Below are 21608 nucleotides of genomic sequence, written 5' to 3'. Positions count from 1 at the left end.
TCACTCCCCATAAATAAATTCGTCAGTCACATCAAAACATTTACATTTTTCAAATACTTTTCTATCATGTTTATAAACAAATAATATAATAGTATCTGATAAGTTAATTTCATCAACTCTATTGTCTCGCTTTATAAGCTTAAGTATATCATAATTAAACCTTTCAATATATACTTCATTGATTATAATTTTTGCTGGTGTATCTATATATTCTGGCAAGTATTTAACTAGATTCTCCTGTTTTTTTAAGAATTCGTGTTTTTTATTTTTAGGTACATCCTCTTTCTTGCTTTCTATAAATTCAGGGATAGTAGGAGATTTTGAGTTATAAATAAAGTCAAACCTTATAATATTTCTAAACAATTCTGTGTATTCCCCAACACTATTATTATAAAATTCTAAAAGAATCCTATATAAATCAACTCTACTATGAGACTTGCCACTAAGATCCTCTCTTTCCCAATACATTGCAAAGCTCTCGAAAAAGTCAAAGGGCGTATCATAGAAATTATTTATTATATAGCTTACACTATTTCCGAAAAATAGCTCATTTGCATATTTCTCAACTAAATCTTCAATTCCTTTTAATTGAAGCATTTCGCCATATTTAATATAATTGCTTTCTAACACTTCATATGGAGGTTTATCTAAAAATTTATAGCCATATAACTCCTTTTTATACCTTAATTCAGAACCTTTTAGAAGTTTCAAAAATCCTAGCTGCAACTTTTCAGGTCTTAAAGCATAAATATCATTAAAAGATTTTTTGAAACTCCCAATATCTTCATAAGGCAGTCCAGCTATTAAATCTAAATGCTGGTGTATATTATTAAAGCTTTTAATCTTTTTCACTACTTTCATCAATTTCTCTGTATTAGTCTTTCTATCAATTGCTTCAAGAGTAATAGGATTGGTTGACTGTACTCCAATTTCAAACTGAAATAGACCTTCTGGAACATTTTCTAAAAAGTTCAAAACATCTTCATCTAATAAGTGTGCAGTTACCTCAAAATGAAAGTTTATATTTTTTACATTCTGCTCCATAATGAAGTTCATAATTTCAAGGGCATATTCTTTTTTTGCGTTAAAGGTTCTATCGACAAATTTAACTTGTTTTACTTCAGCATCTATCAGCTTTTTCAAATCTTCTTTCACTCTTTCAATTGAAAAAAATCTTACTCCTCTAATAGTAGATGAGAGACAGAACCTACAGTTAAAAGGACAACCTCTTGAGCTTTCAAAATATACTATTCTATTTTTAAAGTCACCTAGGTTGCTATCATAAGGTGAAGGTATTATATCTAAGTCTTGTATTAGTGGTCTTGGTTCATTAACATATACTTTTTTTTCGTCTTTAAAAATAAGCCCTTTTATACTTTTTAGATTCTTATTCTTATTTTTCAAACTCAATAATAGTTCTTTAAAAGTCTCTTCTCCCTCGCCATAGACTACAAAGTCTATAAAAGGATTGTTCATAATAAGAGTTTCTCCGTCAAAAGATACCTCAGGTCCACCTAATATAATCTTTATATTAGGATTAACTATTTTTAATACTTCTGATATTTGGAGTATACTCTCTATGTTCCAAATATAGCATGAAAAAGCTACTATATCTAAATTTTTCTTGAATATCTCTCCTACTATATAATCAATATTTTGATTTATTGTATACTCTTCAATTTCTATATCTGGAAAATCATCCTTCACAAAGCTTTTTAAATATCTTATAGAAAGTGAAGTATGAATAAACTTTGAATTTAAAGTAGTAATAAGTATTTTCATTTTTTACCTTCTTTCATATTATTAAATAACTGTTATCTTAATTAATTAAACATATGTAGAGATGTATAAGTAGTATATTTTCATCAGTATAGCTATCATAAATTTTAAATAAAACTCTATGCTTTTATTCAACTATAATTATACCAGAGAAAATGCAATAATAAAATTTTCTGCTAATTAATAAATCTCACTAAAAAATTTGTAAATAAATGAAGGTATTTATCTTTTTTTATAGAATAGTTATTTTATCAATTATATTAGTATGCACTAGAGGAGGGTGATTTAATAAAATGCAAGAATTCGAGAAAATATCAATTGCAGAAATTTCAAAAAAAGACATGTTGGTGATATTAGAAGCCCTTGAATATACAGGAAAAAACACTAATATCGATACATTTTTAAAGCTAAAGGATAATATCATAAGAGATTTAAGTGAACTAGCAGATACTAGCGAAGATGAATTCATAAACTATTTAAATAAAGACTTATAGTTTGAAAAGTGGTCAAATGGCCACTTTTCCTTTTTTCTAATTTGCTTTTATAAGGTTTTCCAAAATCTATAGATGCCAGATTTTGTTCTAATGAAGCTTACAATTTCGTCAGGATTACTTATTTTTCTAATTACCTGACATTTTTTTAGTAAAGTATGGAAGAATACATCTCCTTCTTTATATTGAAATATATCAGGCAATATGTATTTTTCTACTTGAAGACTTTCAACTGCTATTCTTCCTTTTCTCAATTTTACTAAAAAACTACATAGGTTCTTAATAAAATCTTCATCTTTTATTGATTTTTTTTCATAGTTTGTCTTTAATCCCTTAATTCCACCAAGAAAAAAGAAAGATCCTTCATGAGCCTTCTCTGGCTCTTCAAATATATCTAAAGAATGTTTTAGTGTATTAAATTCTAAGCATCCATCTATTCCATTTAAGGTATTTAACAGTTCAATACGCTTCCTTTCAAAATCAATATTGTAATTTTTCTTGTATATATCTGGTGAAAACATAAAATATCTATTGAAGTCCCTTATAAAATCTTTCTGTGAAAAGCAAACTATTTCTTCTTTTATTTGCTTAACAAGATTATCATAGTTAATATTGGGATTACCAATCAATGCAAATAGAAGTTTAGCAGTAGCTAAGCCTTCAAGAATTGAAGATGCTCTACCTGTAGTAAAAAGTATGTTCTTTAGCACTTCATTTCTACCTGCTGTCCAATCATCGTTAGCAAAAATTATAGGTACAATTCTTGAAAATACACTATCATCTTCAAACTCCCAGTAAGCATTTTCATCGTTATTTAATTTGCCTAATATACAATTATTTTCTCCGTGTCTATAATAATACCATAACTTTAATTCTTCAGCGAATCTCCCATAATCTATTGAAGAACCATAACTAGAGTCACAAGGAATTAATGACTTAATAGTTATAACCAAGATTTCTACTAGGTAGGTCCATTGATTTTTGTCATAGCATAGCATGTCTGATTGACGGTAGATACTTCTATATCTATGTACTTCTTCACTACAACCACAAACTATAAAATTTTCTATATTAGTTTCAATCATACTAACACTCCTCAGGTTAAGCTATATATAGTATAGCAGAAACTAGGTCAATAAAAAAGAAAAAGCTAGGCGAGCCCAGCTTTATTCATTAGTGCTTTTCTTGGATTTTCTAAGTATAAAGAATCCAATCACTACCAAAACTATAGGAAATATAGAATCTCTTATTAGTCTTATAGTAACTCTAATAGACTCAGAGTTAATGTTCATCTTATTGGTTAAATAAACTAGTTGATCGAGAAACTCATTTAATAGTACTAATCCACCTAAAATAACTAATCCCATCCCTAAATGTTTTCCGTTAATATTTTTAACATCTATTGGGAAAATTAGATCTTCCTCTATCTTTTCATCATTTTCTAGTTTCCTTCTCATATGGAAACAATCGAAAAAACTATAGAACCAAACAACAGTTGCAAAAAATATTAAAAAATCTGCAGAATAAAAAAAGTTTGCTAAGGCTATTATCCCAAAAAAAGCCAACATGAATTGAAGTCCTCTTTTCATTAAGCCTAAATACATATGTCCACCACCAGGAATAAAAGAAAAAACTGTAGACCAAAATGTACTGTATTTTTTTGTAGCTTTTCCATTATAGTAATTAGTTCTATTAATATTCTGGTTATTCCCATTACCTTGATATGATACATTCTTTATAATTGGTAAACCATTCTTTTTTGCACATTCAATACATACTATTCTACCATTATCATTTACTGCACACTCTTTACATATCTTTACTCCACACTCAGAGCAGATATAATTCGATTCTAAGTTCTTATGATATTCGCAATTCACGCTACATACCTCCTATATCTATTTATTGCTGTCATTGATATATAAATCTGATACATATCTTAAACTTTCTGTTAATTTTGTAATTGGATTTGTTACAACTTGATTGATTTCAAAGGCACTTCTAAATAAACCTCTTGCAAGGATCTTAGGATTATAGTTTGAAAAATTAAGCAATGTAATCATAATTCCTGCGGCAACAAAGCTTGCTCCTAAATTTCTTAAAACCTTAGTACTCCTCTTTTTAGAGTTTTCAAAGCTGCTAATTTTCATCATTATCTTATCTGCTAAATCATCTGGTGCATCTACATAGTGACTATCTAGAATACTAAAGGTAAAGCTCATATCCTCGTATTCTTGTTTGCATTTGCTACATCTTTCTAAATGCTTTTTTATATTATATTTTTCAATATCGCTAAGTCTGCTTTCAAAGTACTTATCAACTTTACTTAAAACTTCTTTGCATTCCACTTGTATCCACCCCTATCACTTAGCTTAGTTAATTCATCCTTTAATAATCTTCTAGCTCTATAAAGTCTTGTTTCAACCGTCCGTTCAGGAATATTAAGCGCTGTTGAGATGTCTTGATAAGACATACTGTTAAAATGATACATGATGATCACTGACTTATATTTATCAGGAAGCCCATATATTAATTCATGTACTTCTCTTTGACTTTCAGAACGAATAAATGCTTCCTCTGGCAACGGGTTATCATCTTTAATATCAATCTCAACAATTTCATCGTCACCATTTAATATACTAGTACTTAGGATTTTAACTTTATTGTTTTTTCTTTTCCAGTCAAGGCAGGTATTTATGGAAACCCTATATATCCATGTAGAAAGTTTGCTTTCAAATCTAAATCCACCTATCTCTTTATATATCTTTAGAAAAATTTCTTGTGATAAGTCCTGAGCTTCATCGTAATTATTGGTAAACTTATATGCCATTCCAAAAACTCTGTTTTTAAATAACTCAATTATTTCCTTAAAAACAGAACAGTTTCCAGCTTTAAGCTCACAAACTATACGTTCTTCATTCAATTATTCCACCCCGATTCTCAAGAAGCTAGTTTGTGTTAAAATTTATGTTTCCATTCTTACTTCTTATATAGAATTTAACATCACTATTGCCTATAAAACCATTTATGCTTTGGTCTGTAATACCTTCAGTTACTTTTAAACCAAGTCTATTCTTTATTTCTCCTAACTCTGCCATAATATTGAAACTACCTTTTTGGTTTGAAGGTATAGAAATGTCAATATTGCCAAACTCATTCTCTATTTCTACTCCTTTTTCAATCACTTCATGAGTTTTATATGATATATTCCCATTATTAGAGATTATTTTTATAAACTTATTTGCATTATCTACTTCAATATTTCCGAATTTATCATAAGTATAGAGATCTCCCTTAATATTTTCAACTTTGATGTCCCCATGCTCATTTTCGATATTTAAGTTACCTCCAATATCTTTAGCTTCTATCCTACCAAATTTGTTTAATATTTTGGTGTTGCTCTCCACATTTTTAACTAATACTTCTCCATGCTTAGAATCTACTTCAACACTTTCTCCAATACTATCTACAACTGTATTCCCAAAGGAATTCTTTAGTTTAATAGTTCCATTTATGTTCATCACTTCAATATTACCATGTTGGTTACTAATTTCCACGCTCTTTTTAATATTTTCTACAATTATATCACCAAACATATTCTCAATATTTGTTTTAATGTGTTCGGGAACACGAACATTATAGCTAACACTTATTTCACCGGCTCTATCCTTATCATATTTTGAACTGTCTAAGTCAGATAATACCCTGATACTGCTTCCATTCTCATCTATCTTTATGATGCTTTTTGATAATTCGTCTGCATAAGCCTTATCATTATACCTGATTCTAATCTCTGTTTCTATTTCTATATTTTCCCCTTGCCCATCTGTAATTTCTACATTTCCAAAGCTATTTAATAGCTGAAGTTCTCCTTTGTTTTTAGCATTAATACTAAAAGAATTTTTGTAAGTTGCTTCATCTTTATAACTTGATGTTATTTTAGATAAATCCTCTAAATCAATAGATTTCATGATTGAAAAAAAATTAAATCCCTTGCTAAAACTAAAGCTTGAATAAACAGATATTATTACTATTATTATTGATAACAGTATAACACTTAGGGGGTCTACATAAGTCCTAAATTCTTCAGACTTTCTAGATAGTATTATTTTAGTTATGATAATCTCTATTCCAAGCAATATGATTATACTTGGCCAAACAATAGAAAATATTGCCTTAAGGTCAATATCTATAAAGTTTCTCATTAGAAGTAAAATGCCCAGCGAAATGAGTGTAATAGCAAATGTAAAGACACCAATTTTCTTTTTCTGCATTTCTTAGTCCTCCTTAATTACTTACTCATAACTATAGACGAATACCAAATATTAATTCCTTCAAAAAAAATAGAAATATTCGTTATAGATTCAGACTTAAACAAATATTTCTATTATACTGTTAGATTTATAGTATCACTACATTTTTTGTGGTGCTTCTATTCCTAATAGTCCAAGACCAACTTTTATTGCTGTAGCAGCACTAAAGACAATTAATAGTCTTGCCTTCTGAAGTTCTTTATCCTCTACTATTATAGGGCACTCATGGTAAAACTTGTTAAATGCCTGTGCTATATCAACTATATGTCTTGCAATGAAGGATGGTTCATTTTTTTCCATAGCTGCTATAATAGTGCTTTGGAAAGAATATAAAAGCCGTATGACATTAATAGCCTCTTCATTTGTAATAAGTGAGTAATCTACATCTGCGGTAACATCATATTCAGCCTTGCTTAACACACTATTAGCTCTAGCATGAGTGTATTGTACATAAGGACCTGTTTCTCCTTCGAAAGAGAGAGTTCTCTCCCAAGAAAATGTATAGTCTTTGATACGGCTATTAAATAGTTCTTGAAATACTACTGCTCCAATGCCAACTTGTTTCGCTATTTCATCCTTGTTTTCTAGATTTGGATTTTTATCGTTTATTATTTCTTTCGTCTTGTCTACTGCATTTTTTAATACATCCTCTAAGAAAACAACTCTTCCTTTTCTTGTTGACATAGTTCCTTCTTCTAAGCTAACCATTCCAAATGGAACATGAACACAATCTTTTACCCAATTATATCCCATAAGTTCAACAACTTTGAACCACTGCTGGAAGTGTAAGTTTTGTTGAGACCCTACAACATAAATATTCTTATAGAAGTCATATGTTTCTTTTCTATAGATAGCTGCTGCAATATCTCTAGTTATATATAAAGTAGAGCCGTCACTTTTCTTAATCAGAGCAGGAGGCATCTTATAAGCTTCTAAGTCAACTATCTGAGCTCCTTCAGATTCTGTTAAAAGACCTTTAGCCTTTAATGTTTGAACAACTTTTGGCATTTTATCAGAATAAAAGCTTTCACCAGCATAAGAATCAAATTGGATATTCAACATGTTATATACTCTGCTAAATTCTTTCAAACTAACTTCTCTCATCCATTGCCATAATCCAACTGCTTCTTCATCTCCATTTTCAAGTTTACTAAACCACATTCTGGCTTCGTCTTCAAGACTAGAATCCTTCTCTGCTTCTTCATGAAACTTAATATACAATTTTAGCAATTCAGGAATAGGATTATTTTCAACTTCTTCTGTCTTTCCCCATGCCTTAAAAGCCACTATTAGTTTACCAAATTGAGTTCCATAGTCTCCTAGATGATTTATAGCTATAGCATTAAATCCTAAAAACTTATATATTTTATATAAAGATTGCCCAATAACAGTAGTTCTTATATGACCAATATGAAAAGGTTTAGCTATGTTAGGTGATGAAAATTCTACTATGACATTTCTATCATTACCAATATTAGCAGATCCGAATTCTTCTTTTCTGTTTATAACTTCTTCAAGTACAGTTTTTGCAAGTTGCTTTTTATCAATAAAGAAATTTACATACGGACCAACATTCTCAATTTTCTCGAATAAGGTATCTCCTTTTATACTTTCAGCTATCTCTTGAGCAATAATATTAGGTGATTTTCTAAGTTCCTTTGCTAATCTAAAACATGGCATTGCATAGTCACCAAGATCATAGTTTGGTGGTATTTCTAAAAGTTCCGTTATAGTATCTTCATTTAGGTTTTCGAAGTTTTTACTTACTAATTTCCCAATTTCATTTTTAAAATCAATCATGGCTTGCCTCCTCTATATTTCTTTATTATAATTTTAAATTATGATAGTCTTTCCTAAGTACCAGATACTTTTATATGTTCAGTATAACAAAGTGCTATCAATCTAACATTTTCGCAGTCTCGAAACACAAATTTGTTCACTCCCTACGGTCGTGCAAATTTGGTTCTCGTTACGTTTGACCTATCTGCAATCCTTTCGGAAAAGCATCCGAAACAATCGGGTTAGGTCATAAAAAAACCCCGTCTCTTAATGAAAGAGACGAGATTAATCCCGTGTTACCACTCTAATTGACATACAATAAAATATGCCCACTCTAGCCCTTTAACGCTGGGTATCGGCAATATCCTACTCATTTCAGATAGCTTCTCCGAGGCTCTCTTCAGATATACCTATGTGTCAGCTCCCACCAACCTGACTCGCTATGACATTTAGTATAACTTACTTTCCTCATCTTTGAATTTCTTATATATTGTTTTAAATCATAGCATATATTTTTCTTAAATTCAAGAGGTATACATTCATTTTATATAATTAAAAATATAATGTTCTATCATTTTCAGAATTACACATATTTAAAAGGATGAGCATGTATATCTTTAAGTATATTATTTATCTGGTATAAATTCACTACTGAAAATAAAATCTTTATCTAAGCTAATACCATTTATCTCTTTAACAGTCTCTCCCTCTACCTTAAATACTACCTTCTCATTTTCAGGGAAAAATGTTAATGTATTCACTATAGAATCTATAGCCATTCGAGTTAAGTCCTCATCCTTAGGCATGTTATCAATAAACTCTTTAGTCAAATCTAGATAGACTGTACCATCCTTCTTCTCAAGTGCAAGCACCTTTGTATTCTTAGGTACAGGTGATATAAAGCTATCCTTATCATAATTAAATAGTTTCTCTAACGCTAATTCTTCAATGGTCTTCTCTTTAAGGATCGGATCATCAGATTTGATTTCAAATCTCTCTCCAAAAATATATGGCATGTCTTTATGCTTCAAATATGCTACAAAGTCTAAATATTTTTCTTTGCTTGTAGTGTTACTATTATCTTGCTGTTCTACTTGATTGTTACTGTTATCAGCTGAAACAATATCAACATTTTCATTATTGCTTTCTTTATTTTTAGAACATCCTAACAAACTGAAAATTGAAATCGTTAAAACAAGGAAAAATACTAACCATCTCTTCATCCCTACACCTCCATATTATTTTATGTCATCAATATTATCTTCTTCTGTATATACTTTAATACAGTTTTTCTCGAGGAGGTCAGCTGTTATTCCATTTCCTTTTACTAATCTTTTCTTGAAAGTCCCGTCATATACTTGTCCTTTCCCACATGAAGGACTTCTTGCCTTTAATATTGCCCCTTTTGCTCCTATCAGTTTAGCGATTTTCAATGTCTCCTCTGCACCTTTTAAAAACTCTTTTGTAAAATCTTTTCCTTCTATATTCACTACTTTTTTGCTGCCATAATTATCTCCCACAATTTCACAAGGTAGTCTTGGTGTAGTCATTCCTCCAAGTTGCTCCGGGCAGACTAAAATGGCTTTTCCTTCATTTAGTAGTTTGACGATATGAGGTTCAAAATTGTTCCCGCCATCGTATCTACAATTTACACCTGCTAAACATGCACTTATTATATACATTTATTTCACCTCAACAACTGTTACTCCTGTACCACCTTCACCATAGTTACCTAGTCTGTGAGATTTAACATGCTTATGCTTCTTGAGAAGCTGAGTTATACCTTCTCTTAGTATACCTGTACCCTTTCCATGTATAATATAAACTGTTTTTAATCCAGCTATATAGACATCATCTAGGTATTTATCAACATCAAGCATTGCTTCCTCTAGATTCTTACCCCTTAAATCTAGCTCATTCTTTATATGAGTAGACTTTGATTTAATAATTGATTTCACAGTTGCTTTTTCCACTGTTTTTTCTTTTTTATCTGATCTTGCTAATGTAGAAATATGAACATTTATCTTCATTATTCCTGCTTGAATCAATACATTTCCAGATTCATCTGGTTCATTTAATACTATGCCTTCCTGATTTAGTCCCAATAAAGTTACTTTATCGCCAGGCTTTAAATTTTTTGGTGGCTTAGTATTCTTTTTCACTAGGATATTTTCTGTTATATCTCCTTCTATTGATTCAATTTTTTTCTTAAGTTTGTCCTTAGCTTCTTGTATTTTTTTATTTTTTTCTTTTTCTATTTCTACGGAAATATCTCTAATTTCATTTATAATGCTATCAGACTCTTCTTTTGCTTCTTTTAATATTTTTCTAGCTTCTCTCTTTGCATCTCTAATAATTTCATCTCGCATATTGTCGGTTTTTTCTTTTTTCTCAAGAAGCTCTTTTTTAAGTTTTTGGATTTCTTCTTTTAATTTCTCTGTCTCTTCTCTATTATGCTCACTTTCTCTTCTATCTTTTTCTATGCTTGCCAATACATCTTCGAACTCAACATTTTCTTTTGAAACAAGATTTCTTGCACTGTCAATAATAAAGTCGTTTAGCCCTAGTCTTTTAGATATTTCGAAAGCATTAGATTTACCTGGTACTCCAATTAAAAGTTTGTATGTTGGACTTAGGGTTTCAATATCAAATTCCATAGATGCATTTTTCACGCCCGGTGTTGTTAGAGCGTATATCTTTAACTCACTATAATGAGTTGTAGCAGCAGTTATTATATCTCTGCTATATAGATGGTCCAATATTGCCATTGCTAGCGCTGCCCCTTCAGTAGGATCTGTACCTGCACCTAACTCATCAAATAAAACTAAACTGTTGTTTTCCACATTATCTAGTATATCTACTATATTTGTCATATGAGATGAAAATGTACTTAAGCTTTGCTCTATACTCTGTTCATCTCCAATATCAGCAAATACATTTTTAAAAACGGCCATCTTTGTTCCATAGTCTACAGGAATTTGTAAACCTGATTGTGTCATAAGTGTGAAAAGTCCTAAGGTCTTTAATGTAACAGTCTTTCCACCTGTATTAGGTCCTGTGATCACCAAGGTGTTAAATTCATCTCCAATATAGATGTCTATAGGAACTACCTTGTCTACATTTAAGAGTGGATGACGTCCATTTTTTATCTTGATGTAGCCCTTATCATTTAGCTCTGGCTTCATTCCCTTCATAGTTAAGGATAATTTTGCTTTTGCAAAAATAAAATCAATTTGTGCTAATATTTTCTGATTAGCTCTTATCCTTTCACCGCTAGCTGCAACATACTGTGTAAGTTCAGCTAATATCCTTTCTATTTCGGCTTTTTCTTTTAGTTTCAATTCTTTTAATTCGTTATTTAGTTGAACTACTGCCATAGGTTCAACAAAAAGGGTGGCACCGCTAGAAGATTGGTCATGTATCAGACCCGGAAAACTACCCCTATATTCTTGCTTTACTGGCACAACAAATCTATCTTCTCTTATTGTTATGATTCCATCTTGAAGCATCTTTTTATTCGTCGATGAACTAATTATAGAATTAAGCTTATTTCTAACTGCATCATTCTTTGATTGAATTTGCTTCCTTATACTTCTTAAAAGAGAACTAGCATTATCAGATACTTCTTCTTCACTGATAATAGCATTGAATATTGCATCTTCTATGTCTTTATAAGTGTTTAATGAATTTGTTAATCCTTGTAAAATTGGATATTCTGAATCTTTATCACCCTTGTCTTGTCCTAAAAAACCCTTTATTCTTCTTGTTGCCCGTAATGTATCAGCAACCTTAAGCAAGCCTCCTGGAGAAAGGACTGAACCTATTTCAGCCCTTTTCACTTCAATCAATATGTCATGTATTCCTCCAAGGGGTGCATTTCCTCTTTTAATTAATATGCTTACTCCTTCATCAGTTTCATTTTGATAGTGCTTTACTTGGGCTAAATCTGTGCTAGGAGTTAGTTTCTCTGCAACCTCTTTTCCTAGACTAGACTCTGCTCTATCTATAAGCAATTGAACAATTTTTCCATATTCAAGTACTCTTAAAGTCTTTTCGTTCATTTTAACCTCCTATTAGGCAAAATAAATGCCTTGATCATAAAACTCCCCTAAAAAAGTGTCCTGTTGTATTGCCAGTTTTCTTTTTTAATTCACTAAGAATTTTTTGCATTTCATCCTTGTCAATTTTATCATTAATGTAATTATAATACAATTCTTGGATTAATTTAATATCATCTTTTTCTATAGTAAAATCTAATCGCATCATATCTATACCAGCAGAAAAAATCTTATTAATGTATTCGACAACCATTAGAGGCTGACTATTATAAATGATAGTTGAATTTCTCTTTCTTTTCATTTCAAATGTCATACCTTTTCTATCATACAATCCATATCCACTGGCAAGCTCACAAGTTCCACAATTTTTGTCATCTTTACATCCTTTGACTAATGACATTGGGCAGTGCTTTGTTGTCATAATAGGAAAATATCCATATCCAATAACCTCATACTCTACATTATTATTCTTACAAATATCTGTTATTTGACTTAACTTCAACTCAGGTGAGAGTGTTAAGCTGTTCACATTGTTTTCAGTCAATAACTTTACTGTAGAGCTATTAAATATATTAAGTCCTATGTCACAATGTATCTTCGTTTTATATCTACTTCCAACAAAGTTTAATGTACCAATATTTGATACACTTATTCCGTCTACATCATCAACTATTTTATCAAATATATTTTCTAGTTTTTTAAACTCTTCATTGGTAATAATTTTTTCTGTAGCTATATATATTTCCTTTTTGTATTTTTTTATTTCTTTTATTTGGTCTTCAATACTTCCATTATAACTTAAGTAAATTCTATCTAATTTGCTAATATCAAGTTGTTGAAATTGAAAGTTAGAGTCTACCTTTATACTTAGTTTTCTTTGTCTATCTACTTTGTTTTCAGGGTAGTTAAATGCTTTTATTATTTTGTCATTAAGTTTATTAGTAGAAATTTCTATTCTATTATTAAAGCTACTTCTAATCTTATTCAGTTCTTCAATTCCTTCTCTTCTCAAACTATTAAGAACACTAATAGGAACCATTGCTCCATCTTCTAAATCAACATCAATGCTTTCTAATAAGTATGGAGTGTCACCTAGCTTATTCATCTGCTTTATAATCTTTTCTTTATCTAAAGAAAGCTTTATCCCTCTCTCTACAATCTCATTGCTTATCACATTAACATAATGTTGATCCATCCATATTACTAGCTTCATTGGTTTTCCTATTTTTACTTCTACTGCCATGCTAATTAAAATCTTTTTTAGATTTTCTTTTTTTGTATAGGTTTCTCCAGCAGCTGCATTTAATATTGAATCAAAGGTTTTAAATACTTTGTCACCAACTTCTATACCACTAATACGCTTAATTTTGATAGTCATCCCACTAATGCCTATATCCACAACTTCATTGCCATCAAATATTTTATCGATTATCTGCCCATTTCCTTCTCCTCTTTTACTAATTATCTCAATACCGTCTCCTTTACCTAGATTATCCTCTAGTTTTATATGACAAAAACTTTTGTCTATCTTTACAACTTCCCCAATGTAAACGCCTCTATTATTTGGTTTGTCAAAAGATATGAAGTCTTTACCATAGTCACCCATTAGATATCCTTTTGTAAAACCTCTGTTGAACATTTGAGCCATGTCTCTAATATCTTTCTTAGTAAGCTTATCGTTGTGTTTACCAAGGATTCTATTTATTTCTTTTCTATAACTGCTTACTATAGTAGCTACATACTCTGGTTTTTTCATCCTTCCTTCAATCTTTAATGAAGTTATTCCAGAATCTATTATTTCATTTAAATATTCTATTGTGTTTAAATCTTTCGGACTTAGAATATATTTTTCTTCAAATTTGGGACTGATTGCCTTATTTGTTTTCACATCAACTATTGAATAGGCCATTCTACAAGGTTGGGCGCATCTTCCTCTATTTCCACTTCTGCCTCCAATCATACTACTCATTAAGCATTGGCCTGAATAACATACGCACAATGCTCCATGTATAAAAGCTTCAAGCTCAGCATTTGTATTTTCTTTTATGTATCTTATTTCGTCAATGGATAGCTCTCTTGCAAGAACTACTCTCTTAAAGCCTAACTCTTCTAAAAATTTAACCCCCATATAATTATTTATTGACATTTGTGTACTTCCATGGATTTCAAAATCTGGCAATAGCCCTCTGACTATTCTAGCAAGACCTAAATCCTGTACTATTAGTGCATCAACATCAATGTTGTATAAAAAGACTAAATAGTCAATTACTTCATCTAGTTCATTATCATCAAGAAGAATGTTAACTGTTACATAGACCTTAACATTTCTTAAATGTGCATATTCTACTGCATTTTTCAAATCCTCATCACTAAAATTAGAAGCATATTGTCTTGCATTAAACAACTTGCCCCCTAAATATACTGCATCTGCACCATTTTCTACTGCCGCATATAAAGCATCTATGCTTCCAACTGGTGCTAATATTTCTATGCTGTTTCCCACAAAATCATCTCCTATAAAAAACATAGTAACCTTCGAATAAATTCGATACTACTTAAATCAAATAAAGAACAGGTAAAAAATAAAGAGTAGAATTCTACTCTTATTGGTCTATCTACTATTATACGGTTGATAGTTTTTTAGTTCAATAATATTTTATCTAATCAAATTACTATTATACATTAATCCATACCTAACATTTTCAAAGCTTCCCTTAATTCTTTTCTAAGTTGAACCATTTCAACCTGATCTTCAAAAAGCTTATTTTGTAAATCGTCTATAGTCTTATTCGCCTTCTCTAATTCATCATTCTTAAGCTTTAAATCTTGCTCTTGTTGTCTAAGAATTTTATTTAAGTTCTCTATTTCTCTTTTAGATTGTAACAATTCATCCTTATAACTATTGCAGTCACTTTTCAACGCTTGTAATTTATTATTACTTTCATCTAAATCGTTTTTAACTTGGTCAAAATTCTTTAATGGCTCAACTACTTTTTCTTTTAGTTCATTAAGCTCATTGCAAGTCTTAGAATATTTATCCGCAATATTAAATGCAGCTAATACCGCAGCCATAGATTGGCTTAGTTTGTTGTTTTTATTAATAATTTCTTTCATATCGTTGTCTACAATATTCGCTATATTCATTATGTATTCTTCGGATTCATTACCTAATACAGAGAATTCTTGACCATTTATTTTAACTATAACTCTTTCTTTATTCGTCATAGCTACACTCTCCTTTAAAAACATCGCTTATTGTATTATTCTTTGTATTCATGTGATTTCCTTCTATTTTTTAAAAAAGAATTAAAATATTTATATTAAAATAAGTTTATAGTTCTAGTATATCAAAAATAATATTTTACTCTATGTATTGTAATAATTGTTCTGGAACGAAATAAGCACCTAATTCATGTTTAGGTGCGTTTACATTGTACTATCATTTAATTATAATAAACTAATTTAAATTGTTTCTCAATAAATTAATCTGTGTGGTAGTTAATATAGAATTATTTAGCCTAAGTGGTTCGTTTTTGATTATTTCATTTGCTTTTTCTAGTATATGAGAATCAACATCTACATATTTATATTCATTAACATTAATAGTTCCATCATTATTTAGTGTGGTTGCAATAAATCTATATTTATTCAATCCAGAACATAAAGCAGTATCTACTAGTAATTCCTTACTACCAAAAGAGGATACCTTAACAGATTTCAAACAATCAGAAATTCTAGTCTCATAATCTAATAAAGTAATTATTATACTAAAGTTGTCTGCATCCAATTTGTTCACTAAATACTTTTTCATTAATATATCCTCCTTTCAATATTTGTTTTGATGTTAACACATTATATAATATTTATCGATCAATTTCAATCCTTCTATTATTAAATCTCTTGCTACACTCATTTCAGTAATCACTTGAACATCTATTGAATTTTGTGACCAGTGAGAATACGGGTGCCTAATCCTATTATAAAAATTATATAAATCATTTAAGAAATCTATTTGTTTTTTGTCTAATCCATTGCTTGATGAATTATAATAATACCTTCCAGTTGATTCATCTTTGCTAAAATAAGAAAAATTATTATGTCCCTTATTATTTTCAGTATTTTTACCTAATTTGTCATGTAATATTCTATGTAAATAATAATCCATTGCTCTAAAAATTGGTGTGAGTAAACAAGTATAGTCAGGCATATAGCCAACTAGCATTGTATTAAAAACAGCTGAAAGCAAATTATTATAATGCTTAGTATCTGAAAATCTCTCAGGGAAATTAGGTAATAGGTTTTTAAACTCATTTTCAACCTCTATTTCATCTATTGTTAAAGCATGATACGTATTTAGAGTTTCAATAACTGAGTTATCATTTGGTAATTTTTCTATAGCATAAGAAATAAGCTTTTGAAATAAAACACTTTGTTTCCCTTGAACAAATGATTTGTTCCCTCTATAACAATTAACAATTAAGCTATCGTTATTAAATTTTACTTCAATTCTTTTTAAATATTCCTTAACATCAATAATTTCTGTTTCTATTTTATTATTACTATCAAATTCCTCGTTATCAAAAGATATTTCATTTATTATGTTTACCCAATCATTTACATTAAATCCAATAAAATATATAGAACCATCATTATATGTTTTATAGCCATGGGATAAAAGTGATCTTTTAGCTAATTCATCAGCCCGTTCATTATACAGTATTCCACTATGAGCTTTAACGTGTCTAAATTTAATTTTTATCAATTTAGACTTTTCATCATAAAATTTACTGTATTCCTTTGTTAATTTTTTATTTGCCTTCCACTCTTTAGTAGCCCATTTTTCAATTCCTTCATAATCATAAAAAATCATAATTTCATTTTTGTCATTAGCAATAGCCCATAGTATCGATTGCTTAACCCCCTCAATTTCACCTGCGACGTTACGTGAATCCATATATTCCGTATTAACAAATGCTTTAAACAAGCTAATTTCTGATTCTTTGGTAATCAATATCGCACCAAATCCATACTTTTCCTTTCCATCAACATCAGGCGAATAACTTCCATCAACAAAAGCAATTACTTGTTCAGTCCCAAGACTATAAATTTCCTTTAATATTTCACTGTTTACATTCTCTGTATTATCACTCTTATTAGTACAATCTTCCGATTTTAACATCATAAATTTTTCGGCATCTTGTAAAGTCCCGAATGCTTTATACTTTGCCCCTGAGAAACCTTTAACTTGTTCTTCGGCTTGACCCCATGTTTGATAAATCCCGGGTGTTCTACCAGCCCTGACTGCATAAAATTTTTTCTTTCCCATTAATCATTTACCCCCTTTTAAATAATAACCACAGCAAGTTAAAAAACCACAATGATTATAAAATTTAATTTCATAAATTTATTTCACAAGATTTCCTCAAACCTATTAAAAGCAATTCATTGCACAGGAGCTAATTTTTCTTCATTATTTCCTCCATCAACATCTCATAGCTATCTACTGCATGATACTTTACTTCTCCGTTGCTAATTTTTTTGAAATGTTCTTTTGCACAGTGAATTTTGGCTTTTTCTATACCTCTGGTGTCAAATTCAAGAGAGTCTAGTTTGCCTTTGGTTTCTGCTACAAAGTAAATATGCTTCATCTTACCTTCGTTGAAAACTATAGCCCAGTCTGGATTATACTTGCCTACTGGTGTTGGTATATAAAAATCTCTAGGTAATTTTGCATATACTTTTACCTCTGGTCTTATATCCATTTCTTCGGCAAATTCTTTCTCTTTGTTAGAGTCAAATTTTAAGTAATCATAAATATGTTTTTTTGTTTCTATAGTATCCTTCCCTAATATTCCCTTTAGTTTGTTTTCTGTAAATATATTTGAGTCAAAAACTTGGTCTGTAGTATTGTAAGTAATATGTTCTATTATCATGGTTGCTTTTTGTTCGTTAATTATCTTAGAGGATTTTAAAATAAATTCCTCAGGGTTCTTTTGAAACAAATAAAAAGTATTAGGCTTTATTCCCTGTAATATACTTACAATTGCACTTCTAGTTAGTTTTGTTTCGTCAACTAGCTTTCCTATTAAATCATATCTAATAGACTGTGATGCCTTTGCATAAATCTTATCCCTTTCAGCTTCTTTAACTATAAATGCTTCTCCACGTTCTAATTCCTCTTTAGATTTTATATCTACCATTTCTCCAGTTCGAACTTCATAAGTTAAATTAGATACCTTCAAGTCCTTGTCTAATGCAATTATAGAATTTTTTATTAATTCATCTGTATGGAAATCTACATAATAAGCAGTTTTAATATTTATTTTACTCCATAGTTTTTTAAACTCTTCCTTATAATAGTTTTCATTCACCTTCATAGCTTTAATATTTTGTTCTCTACCATCTTGAACTAGATTAGTCTTGCCTTCTGTAAATATAGTAGATACTAATTGAATTAAGCCTTCTTTAAATTCATTAAATTCTTCTGGTAATTGTACTGACTTTTGCTCAAGACTATCAAAATATTTGTCCGTTAAATCATCCTCTTCATCTATATATCCATTTGCAATAAAGGAATAATGTAGCTTTTTACCTAGCTTTTCATCTATTAACAGCTCTTTGCCTACTTTATTCTTGATAATTTTATTGATAAAGAACTCTTTAGTAGCCTTTCTTGGTCTATCTGATAATGAGCTTGCTATATCATTTTGCAAATCCTTAGCAAAGCTTTCATAGGATTCACTAGCTACAACTGTTAGAACATTCACCTCATGAACATCGGATTCTAAAACTTCTTTGTCCATTCTATCTCCATATTTATCCACACATAGCCTCAGTCCTCTACCTACTTCCTGCCTTTTACCTACAACAGAATCACTATGCTTTAGTGTACATATTTGAAATACATTAGGGTTGTCCCAACCTTCTCTAAGAGCCGAGTGAGAAAAAATAAATCTAATAGGCTCTTCAAAGCTTAATAACCTTTCCTTGTTTTTCATTATCTTGTCAAATGCAGATTCATCATCTGATTCTTTTTCTTTCCCCTTTACTTTAGGGTCTACCATTCTATTGTTTTTATCTATAGAAAAATATCCATCATGGGTGGATTTAACATCTATTTTCTTTAAATATTCAATATATGGGTCATCCATAATAGTAATATATTCGTTTAAGATACCTAAATATTCTTCTTCAAATATCTGCCCATACTCTCCATTTAATTGATTACCTTCTTTGTCATATTGCCTATATTTAGCTACTTCATCTATGAAAAATAAGGACAATACTTTAATTCCTTGATCAAACAACTCTCTTTCCTTTTCAAAATGGGATTTAATAGTTTCTCTAATTTGTATCCTTCTCATATTTATTTCACTAATATCGCCTTGTACATCTCCTGCTTTCAATGTGACACCATTAGTAAAATGAATAGTATTATTGTATCCATTTATCTCTGCTACTCTGTATCCTTTATACTGCTCTAAATAATTAGAGTTGGCGTACAGATCAAAGTCTTCCTCTACATATTTAACTTCCTTCTTGATACCTGTTGCTCTTTTTACCTCAAACTCTATTCTAGCCAATGGATAGCCTTTTTTACTTAAATCAATTCCTTCAAAGTAGATATATTCATTAGTTCCTGTAGAGCCTTTAACTGTTACACCCTTAACCTTTATTTTTTTAACAAGTTTATCATTATATGCATCAAGGGCATCTAATCTATATATCTTGTTGTATTCTTCTCTATGGGTTGCAGAGTATCTTAGAGTAAATAATGGATTAAATGCTTTTAAGGCTTCTTTTGTAGTCTTCCCCTCTACAGATTGGGGTTCATCTATTATCATTATAGGGTTAGTCCTTGCTAATACATCTATAGGTCGTCTTGTATTGAACTCATCTAGCTCCATATAGATTCTTCGAGCATCCTTACCTCTTGCATTAAATGCTTGAGAATTTATTATCATTACATTGATACCTGCATCAGAGGCAAAGGTCTCCAATTTGTTTAGATGTCTAGAGTTATATATAAAATATCTAATTTTAGTTCCATAAAGGTTCATAAAATGGTCTTCTGTCATTTGAAAGGATTTGTAAACTCCTTCTCTAATAGCTATAGAGGGAACTACTACAATATATTTGCTCCAACCATAATGATTAAATAGCTCGTACATTGTTCTTATATAGGTGTAGGTCTTTCCAGTACCTGTTTCCATTTCTATAGTTAGATTATATTCACCTTCTAAGGCTCTAGATTGTATGATTCTATTGTTCTTTTGCACGCTTCTAATATTGTTAAAAATCTCTGCATTACTTAACGCTATTTTTCTGTTTTTAAAGCCTACTTCCTCATCAAAGGCTGTTATTTGTCCTGGTAAAGCACCTTTAGATCTTCCTTTATCTAAAATATACTTTGAAGTTTCGTTTAGCTGTCCTTTAAAACAATCAACAACAGATTGCACTGCCTCTATTTGAAATTGTTGCTCTTTAAATTTAATCTTCATTTTTTCACCACCTATAAAACCTTAATTTCAGTATTTGGTGACAGACTCTTAAATATTTCTTCTAGGTTTATCCTTGATGGACAATCTTTAAAGGAATTATCCCTGAATATTGCCTTGAGTGGCTTTTCTTTGGCTATTTCTCTTATCAATGTTTCATCAATATTTTTATCAAAGCAAGCTATAAGAGCATCCTCATCTACAAAGTGGACTTCTTTTCCGTTGATTATTTTTGTTTCCATAGGAAGGGATAGTTCAAGACCTGATTCTAATATTACTTGTGAAAGTAAGTCTAAACCTGTCCTATCTTCTTTTATATTCTCTGTTAAATCATGTAAATTCATTTGAGTTAGCTCATTTGGCAGATAATATACATCCTTCATATTTGAAGAATCTACTTTAAATACTCTAAATCCATAGTCTAAACTTAAATTAGTTTCTTCTTTAATCTTTTTAGCTGCTCTACGAATACGTTCCTTGCCTATTTCAGCTATAGTCTTATATCCTGCCTTATATGCTTCAGATTTCTCATCAGTTTCTTCAGGCAACTGTACCATAATGTATTTTCTATTGCCACTGTCTTCAGCATTAAGTTGCATTACTGCATGGGCGGTGGTGGCGGAGCCTGAGAAGAAGTCGAGGATGATGTCGTTACCGTTCATTTTTATTAGGTTAATCAAATACTTTATT

General features: G+C 30.2%; 17 protein-coding genes and 1 other annotated feature (1 of these 18 cut by a window edge). Of the genes, 1 reads left to right on the top strand and 16 read right to left on the bottom strand.

The window, feature by feature from the left end; genetic code table 11:
- Positions 1 to 1782 carry a B12-binding domain-containing radical SAM protein gene (locus ABV008_RS00275; RefSeq protein WP_352417816.1) on the bottom strand — a complete coding sequence of 594 codons (1782 nt, stop codon included), beginning with the start codon at positions 1780 to 1782 and terminating at the stop codon, positions 1 to 3.
- Positions 1783 to 2072: 290 nt separating this feature from the next.
- Here ABV008_RS00275 and ABV008_RS00270 point away from each other — a divergent pair, with 290 nt between their 5' ends.
- Complete coding sequence (locus tag ABV008_RS00270) at positions 2073 to 2273, top strand: hypothetical protein (RefSeq protein ID WP_352417815.1); 201 nt, start codon at positions 2073 to 2075, stop codon at positions 2271 to 2273.
- Between the two features lie 47 nt (positions 2274 to 2320).
- On the opposite strand, the gene ABV008_RS00265 is transcribed toward ABV008_RS00270, so the two are convergent.
- The 15 genes from ABV008_RS00265 to ABV008_RS00195 all read right to left on the bottom strand — a co-directional run.
- Entirely contained in the window at positions 2321 to 3355 is a 1035-nt protein-coding gene (locus ABV008_RS00265) for a hypothetical protein (protein WP_352417814.1), read from the bottom strand.
- A gap of 81 nt (positions 3356 to 3436) precedes the next feature.
- Positions 3437 to 4150, bottom strand: a complete 714-nt coding sequence (locus ABV008_RS00260) for a B-box zinc finger protein (RefSeq protein WP_352417813.1) — start codon at positions 4148 to 4150, stop codon at positions 3437 to 3439.
- Positions 4151 to 4168: 18 nt separating this feature from the next.
- The gene (locus ABV008_RS00255; protein WP_352417812.1) at positions 4169 to 4618 is read right to left on the bottom strand and encodes a zf-HC2 domain-containing protein; all 450 of its coding nucleotides are present in this window, start codon (positions 4616 to 4618) and stop codon (positions 4169 to 4171) included.
- Positions 4597 to 5193: an RNA polymerase sigma factor gene (locus tag ABV008_RS00250; protein WP_352417811.1), complete on the bottom strand. Its 597-nt coding sequence runs from the start codon at positions 5191 to 5193 to the stop codon at positions 4597 to 4599. The genes ABV008_RS00255 and ABV008_RS00250 overlap by 22 nt, the downstream gene beginning before the upstream one ends.
- 25 nt (positions 5194 to 5218) lie before the next feature.
- The gene (locus ABV008_RS00245) at positions 5219 to 6544 is read right to left on the bottom strand and encodes a DUF4097 family beta strand repeat-containing protein (RefSeq protein WP_352417810.1); all 1326 of its coding nucleotides are present in this window, start codon (positions 6542 to 6544) and stop codon (positions 5219 to 5221) included.
- Positions 6545 to 6682: 138 nt separating this feature from the next.
- Positions 6683 to 8383 (bottom strand): arginine--tRNA ligase, encoded by a 1701-nt coding sequence (argS, locus tag ABV008_RS00240; RefSeq protein WP_352417809.1) that lies wholly within the window; start codon positions 8381 to 8383, stop codon positions 6683 to 6685.
- 251 nt (positions 8384 to 8634) lie between these two features.
- Positions 8635 to 8846 (bottom strand) — a binding site (T-box leader).
- A gap of 142 nt (positions 8847 to 8988) precedes the next feature.
- On the bottom strand, positions 8989 to 9585 hold the full coding sequence (locus ABV008_RS00235; protein WP_352417808.1) for a GerMN domain-containing protein: 597 nt from the start codon (positions 9583 to 9585) through the stop codon (positions 8989 to 8991).
- A 15-nt stretch (positions 9586 to 9600) separates the two neighbouring features.
- Entirely contained in the window at positions 9601 to 10044 is a 444-nt protein-coding gene (locus ABV008_RS00230; protein ID WP_352417807.1) for a 2-thiouracil desulfurase family protein, read from the bottom strand.
- Positions 10045 to 12423, bottom strand: coding sequence for an endonuclease MutS2 (locus ABV008_RS00225; RefSeq protein ID WP_352417806.1), 2379 nt, complete (start codon positions 12421 to 12423; stop codon positions 10045 to 10047).
- A gap of 34 nt (positions 12424 to 12457) precedes the next feature.
- Positions 12458 to 14947, bottom strand: a complete 2490-nt coding sequence (locus tag ABV008_RS00220; protein WP_352417805.1) for a U32 family peptidase — start codon at positions 14945 to 14947, stop codon at positions 12458 to 12460.
- 155 nt (positions 14948 to 15102) lie between these two features.
- Positions 15103 to 15645, bottom strand: a complete 543-nt coding sequence (locus ABV008_RS00215) for a cell division protein ZapA (protein ID WP_352417804.1) — start codon at positions 15643 to 15645, stop codon at positions 15103 to 15105.
- A 232-nt stretch (positions 15646 to 15877) separates the two neighbouring features.
- Positions 15878 to 16231: a type II toxin-antitoxin system RnlB family antitoxin gene (locus ABV008_RS00210; protein WP_352417803.1), complete on the bottom strand. Its 354-nt coding sequence runs from the start codon at positions 16229 to 16231 to the stop codon at positions 15878 to 15880.
- A 33-nt stretch (positions 16232 to 16264) separates the two neighbouring features.
- Complete coding sequence (locus tag ABV008_RS00205; protein ID WP_352417802.1) at positions 16265 to 17746, bottom strand: ribonuclease H1 domain-containing protein; 1482 nt, start codon at positions 17744 to 17746, stop codon at positions 16265 to 16267.
- A gap of 130 nt (positions 17747 to 17876) precedes the next feature.
- Positions 17877 to 20921: a type III restriction-modification system endonuclease gene (locus tag ABV008_RS00200; RefSeq protein WP_352417801.1), complete on the bottom strand. Its 3045-nt coding sequence runs from the start codon at positions 20919 to 20921 to the stop codon at positions 17877 to 17879.
- 11 nt (positions 20922 to 20932) lie between these two features.
- Positions 20933 to 21608 carry the 3' end of a site-specific DNA-methyltransferase gene (locus ABV008_RS00195; protein ID WP_352417800.1) on the bottom strand. 866 nt of this gene lie beyond the right edge of the window, so only the last 676 of its 1542 coding nucleotides appear in the window; its start codon lies off the right edge, out of view; its stop codon occupies positions 20933 to 20935.

Source organism: Proteiniborus sp. (genome assembly GCF_040308045.1).
Lineage (GTDB): Bacteria > Bacillota > Clostridia > Tissierellales > Proteiniboraceae > Proteiniborus.
This window is presented reverse-complemented; position numbering and strand designations above follow the sequence as displayed.

Excerpts from the sequence above, each read along its gene's own strand:
- ABV008_RS00265 (WP_352417814.1), bottom strand. The coding sequence starts at position 3,355 with ATGATTGAAACTAATATAGAAAATTTTATAGTTTGTGGTTGTAGTGAA.
- ABV008_RS00275 (WP_352417816.1), bottom strand. The coding sequence starts at position 1,782 with ATGAAAATACTTATTACTACTTTAAATTCAAAGTTTATTCATACTTCA.
- ABV008_RS00220 (WP_352417805.1), bottom strand. The coding sequence starts at position 14,947 with ATGTTTTTTATAGGAGATGATTTTGTGGGAAACAGCATAGAAATATTA.
- ABV008_RS00225 (WP_352417806.1), bottom strand. The coding sequence starts at position 12,423 with ATGAACGAAAAGACTTTAAGAGTACTTGAATATGGAAAAATTGTTCAA.
- ABV008_RS00210 (WP_352417803.1), bottom strand. The coding sequence starts at position 16,231 with ATGAAAAAGTATTTAGTGAACAAATTGGATGCAGACAACTTTAGTATA.
- ABV008_RS00215 (WP_352417804.1), bottom strand. The coding sequence starts at position 15,645 with ATGACGAATAAAGAAAGAGTTATAGTTAAAATAAATGGTCAAGAATTC.
- ABV008_RS00230 (WP_352417807.1), bottom strand. The coding sequence starts at position 10,044 with ATGTATATAATAAGTGCATGTTTAGCAGGTGTAAATTGTAGATACGAT.
- ABV008_RS00235 (WP_352417808.1), bottom strand. The coding sequence starts at position 9,585 with ATGAAGAGATGGTTAGTATTTTTCCTTGTTTTAACGATTTCAATTTTC.
- argS (WP_352417809.1), bottom strand. The coding sequence starts at position 8,383 with ATGATTGATTTTAAAAATGAAATTGGGAAATTAGTAAGTAAAAACTTC.
- ABV008_RS00245 (WP_352417810.1), bottom strand. The coding sequence starts at position 6,544 with ATGCAGAAAAAGAAAATTGGTGTCTTTACATTTGCTATTACACTCATT.
- ABV008_RS00200 (WP_352417801.1), bottom strand. The coding sequence starts at position 20,921 with ATGAAGATTAAATTTAAAGAGCAACAATTTCAAATAGAGGCAGTGCAA.
- ABV008_RS00270 (WP_352417815.1), top strand. The coding sequence starts at position 2,073 with ATGCAAGAATTCGAGAAAATATCAATTGCAGAAATTTCAAAAAAAGAC.
- ABV008_RS00205 (WP_352417802.1), bottom strand. The coding sequence starts at position 17,746 with ATGGGAAAGAAAAAATTTTATGCAGTCAGGGCTGGTAGAACACCCGGG.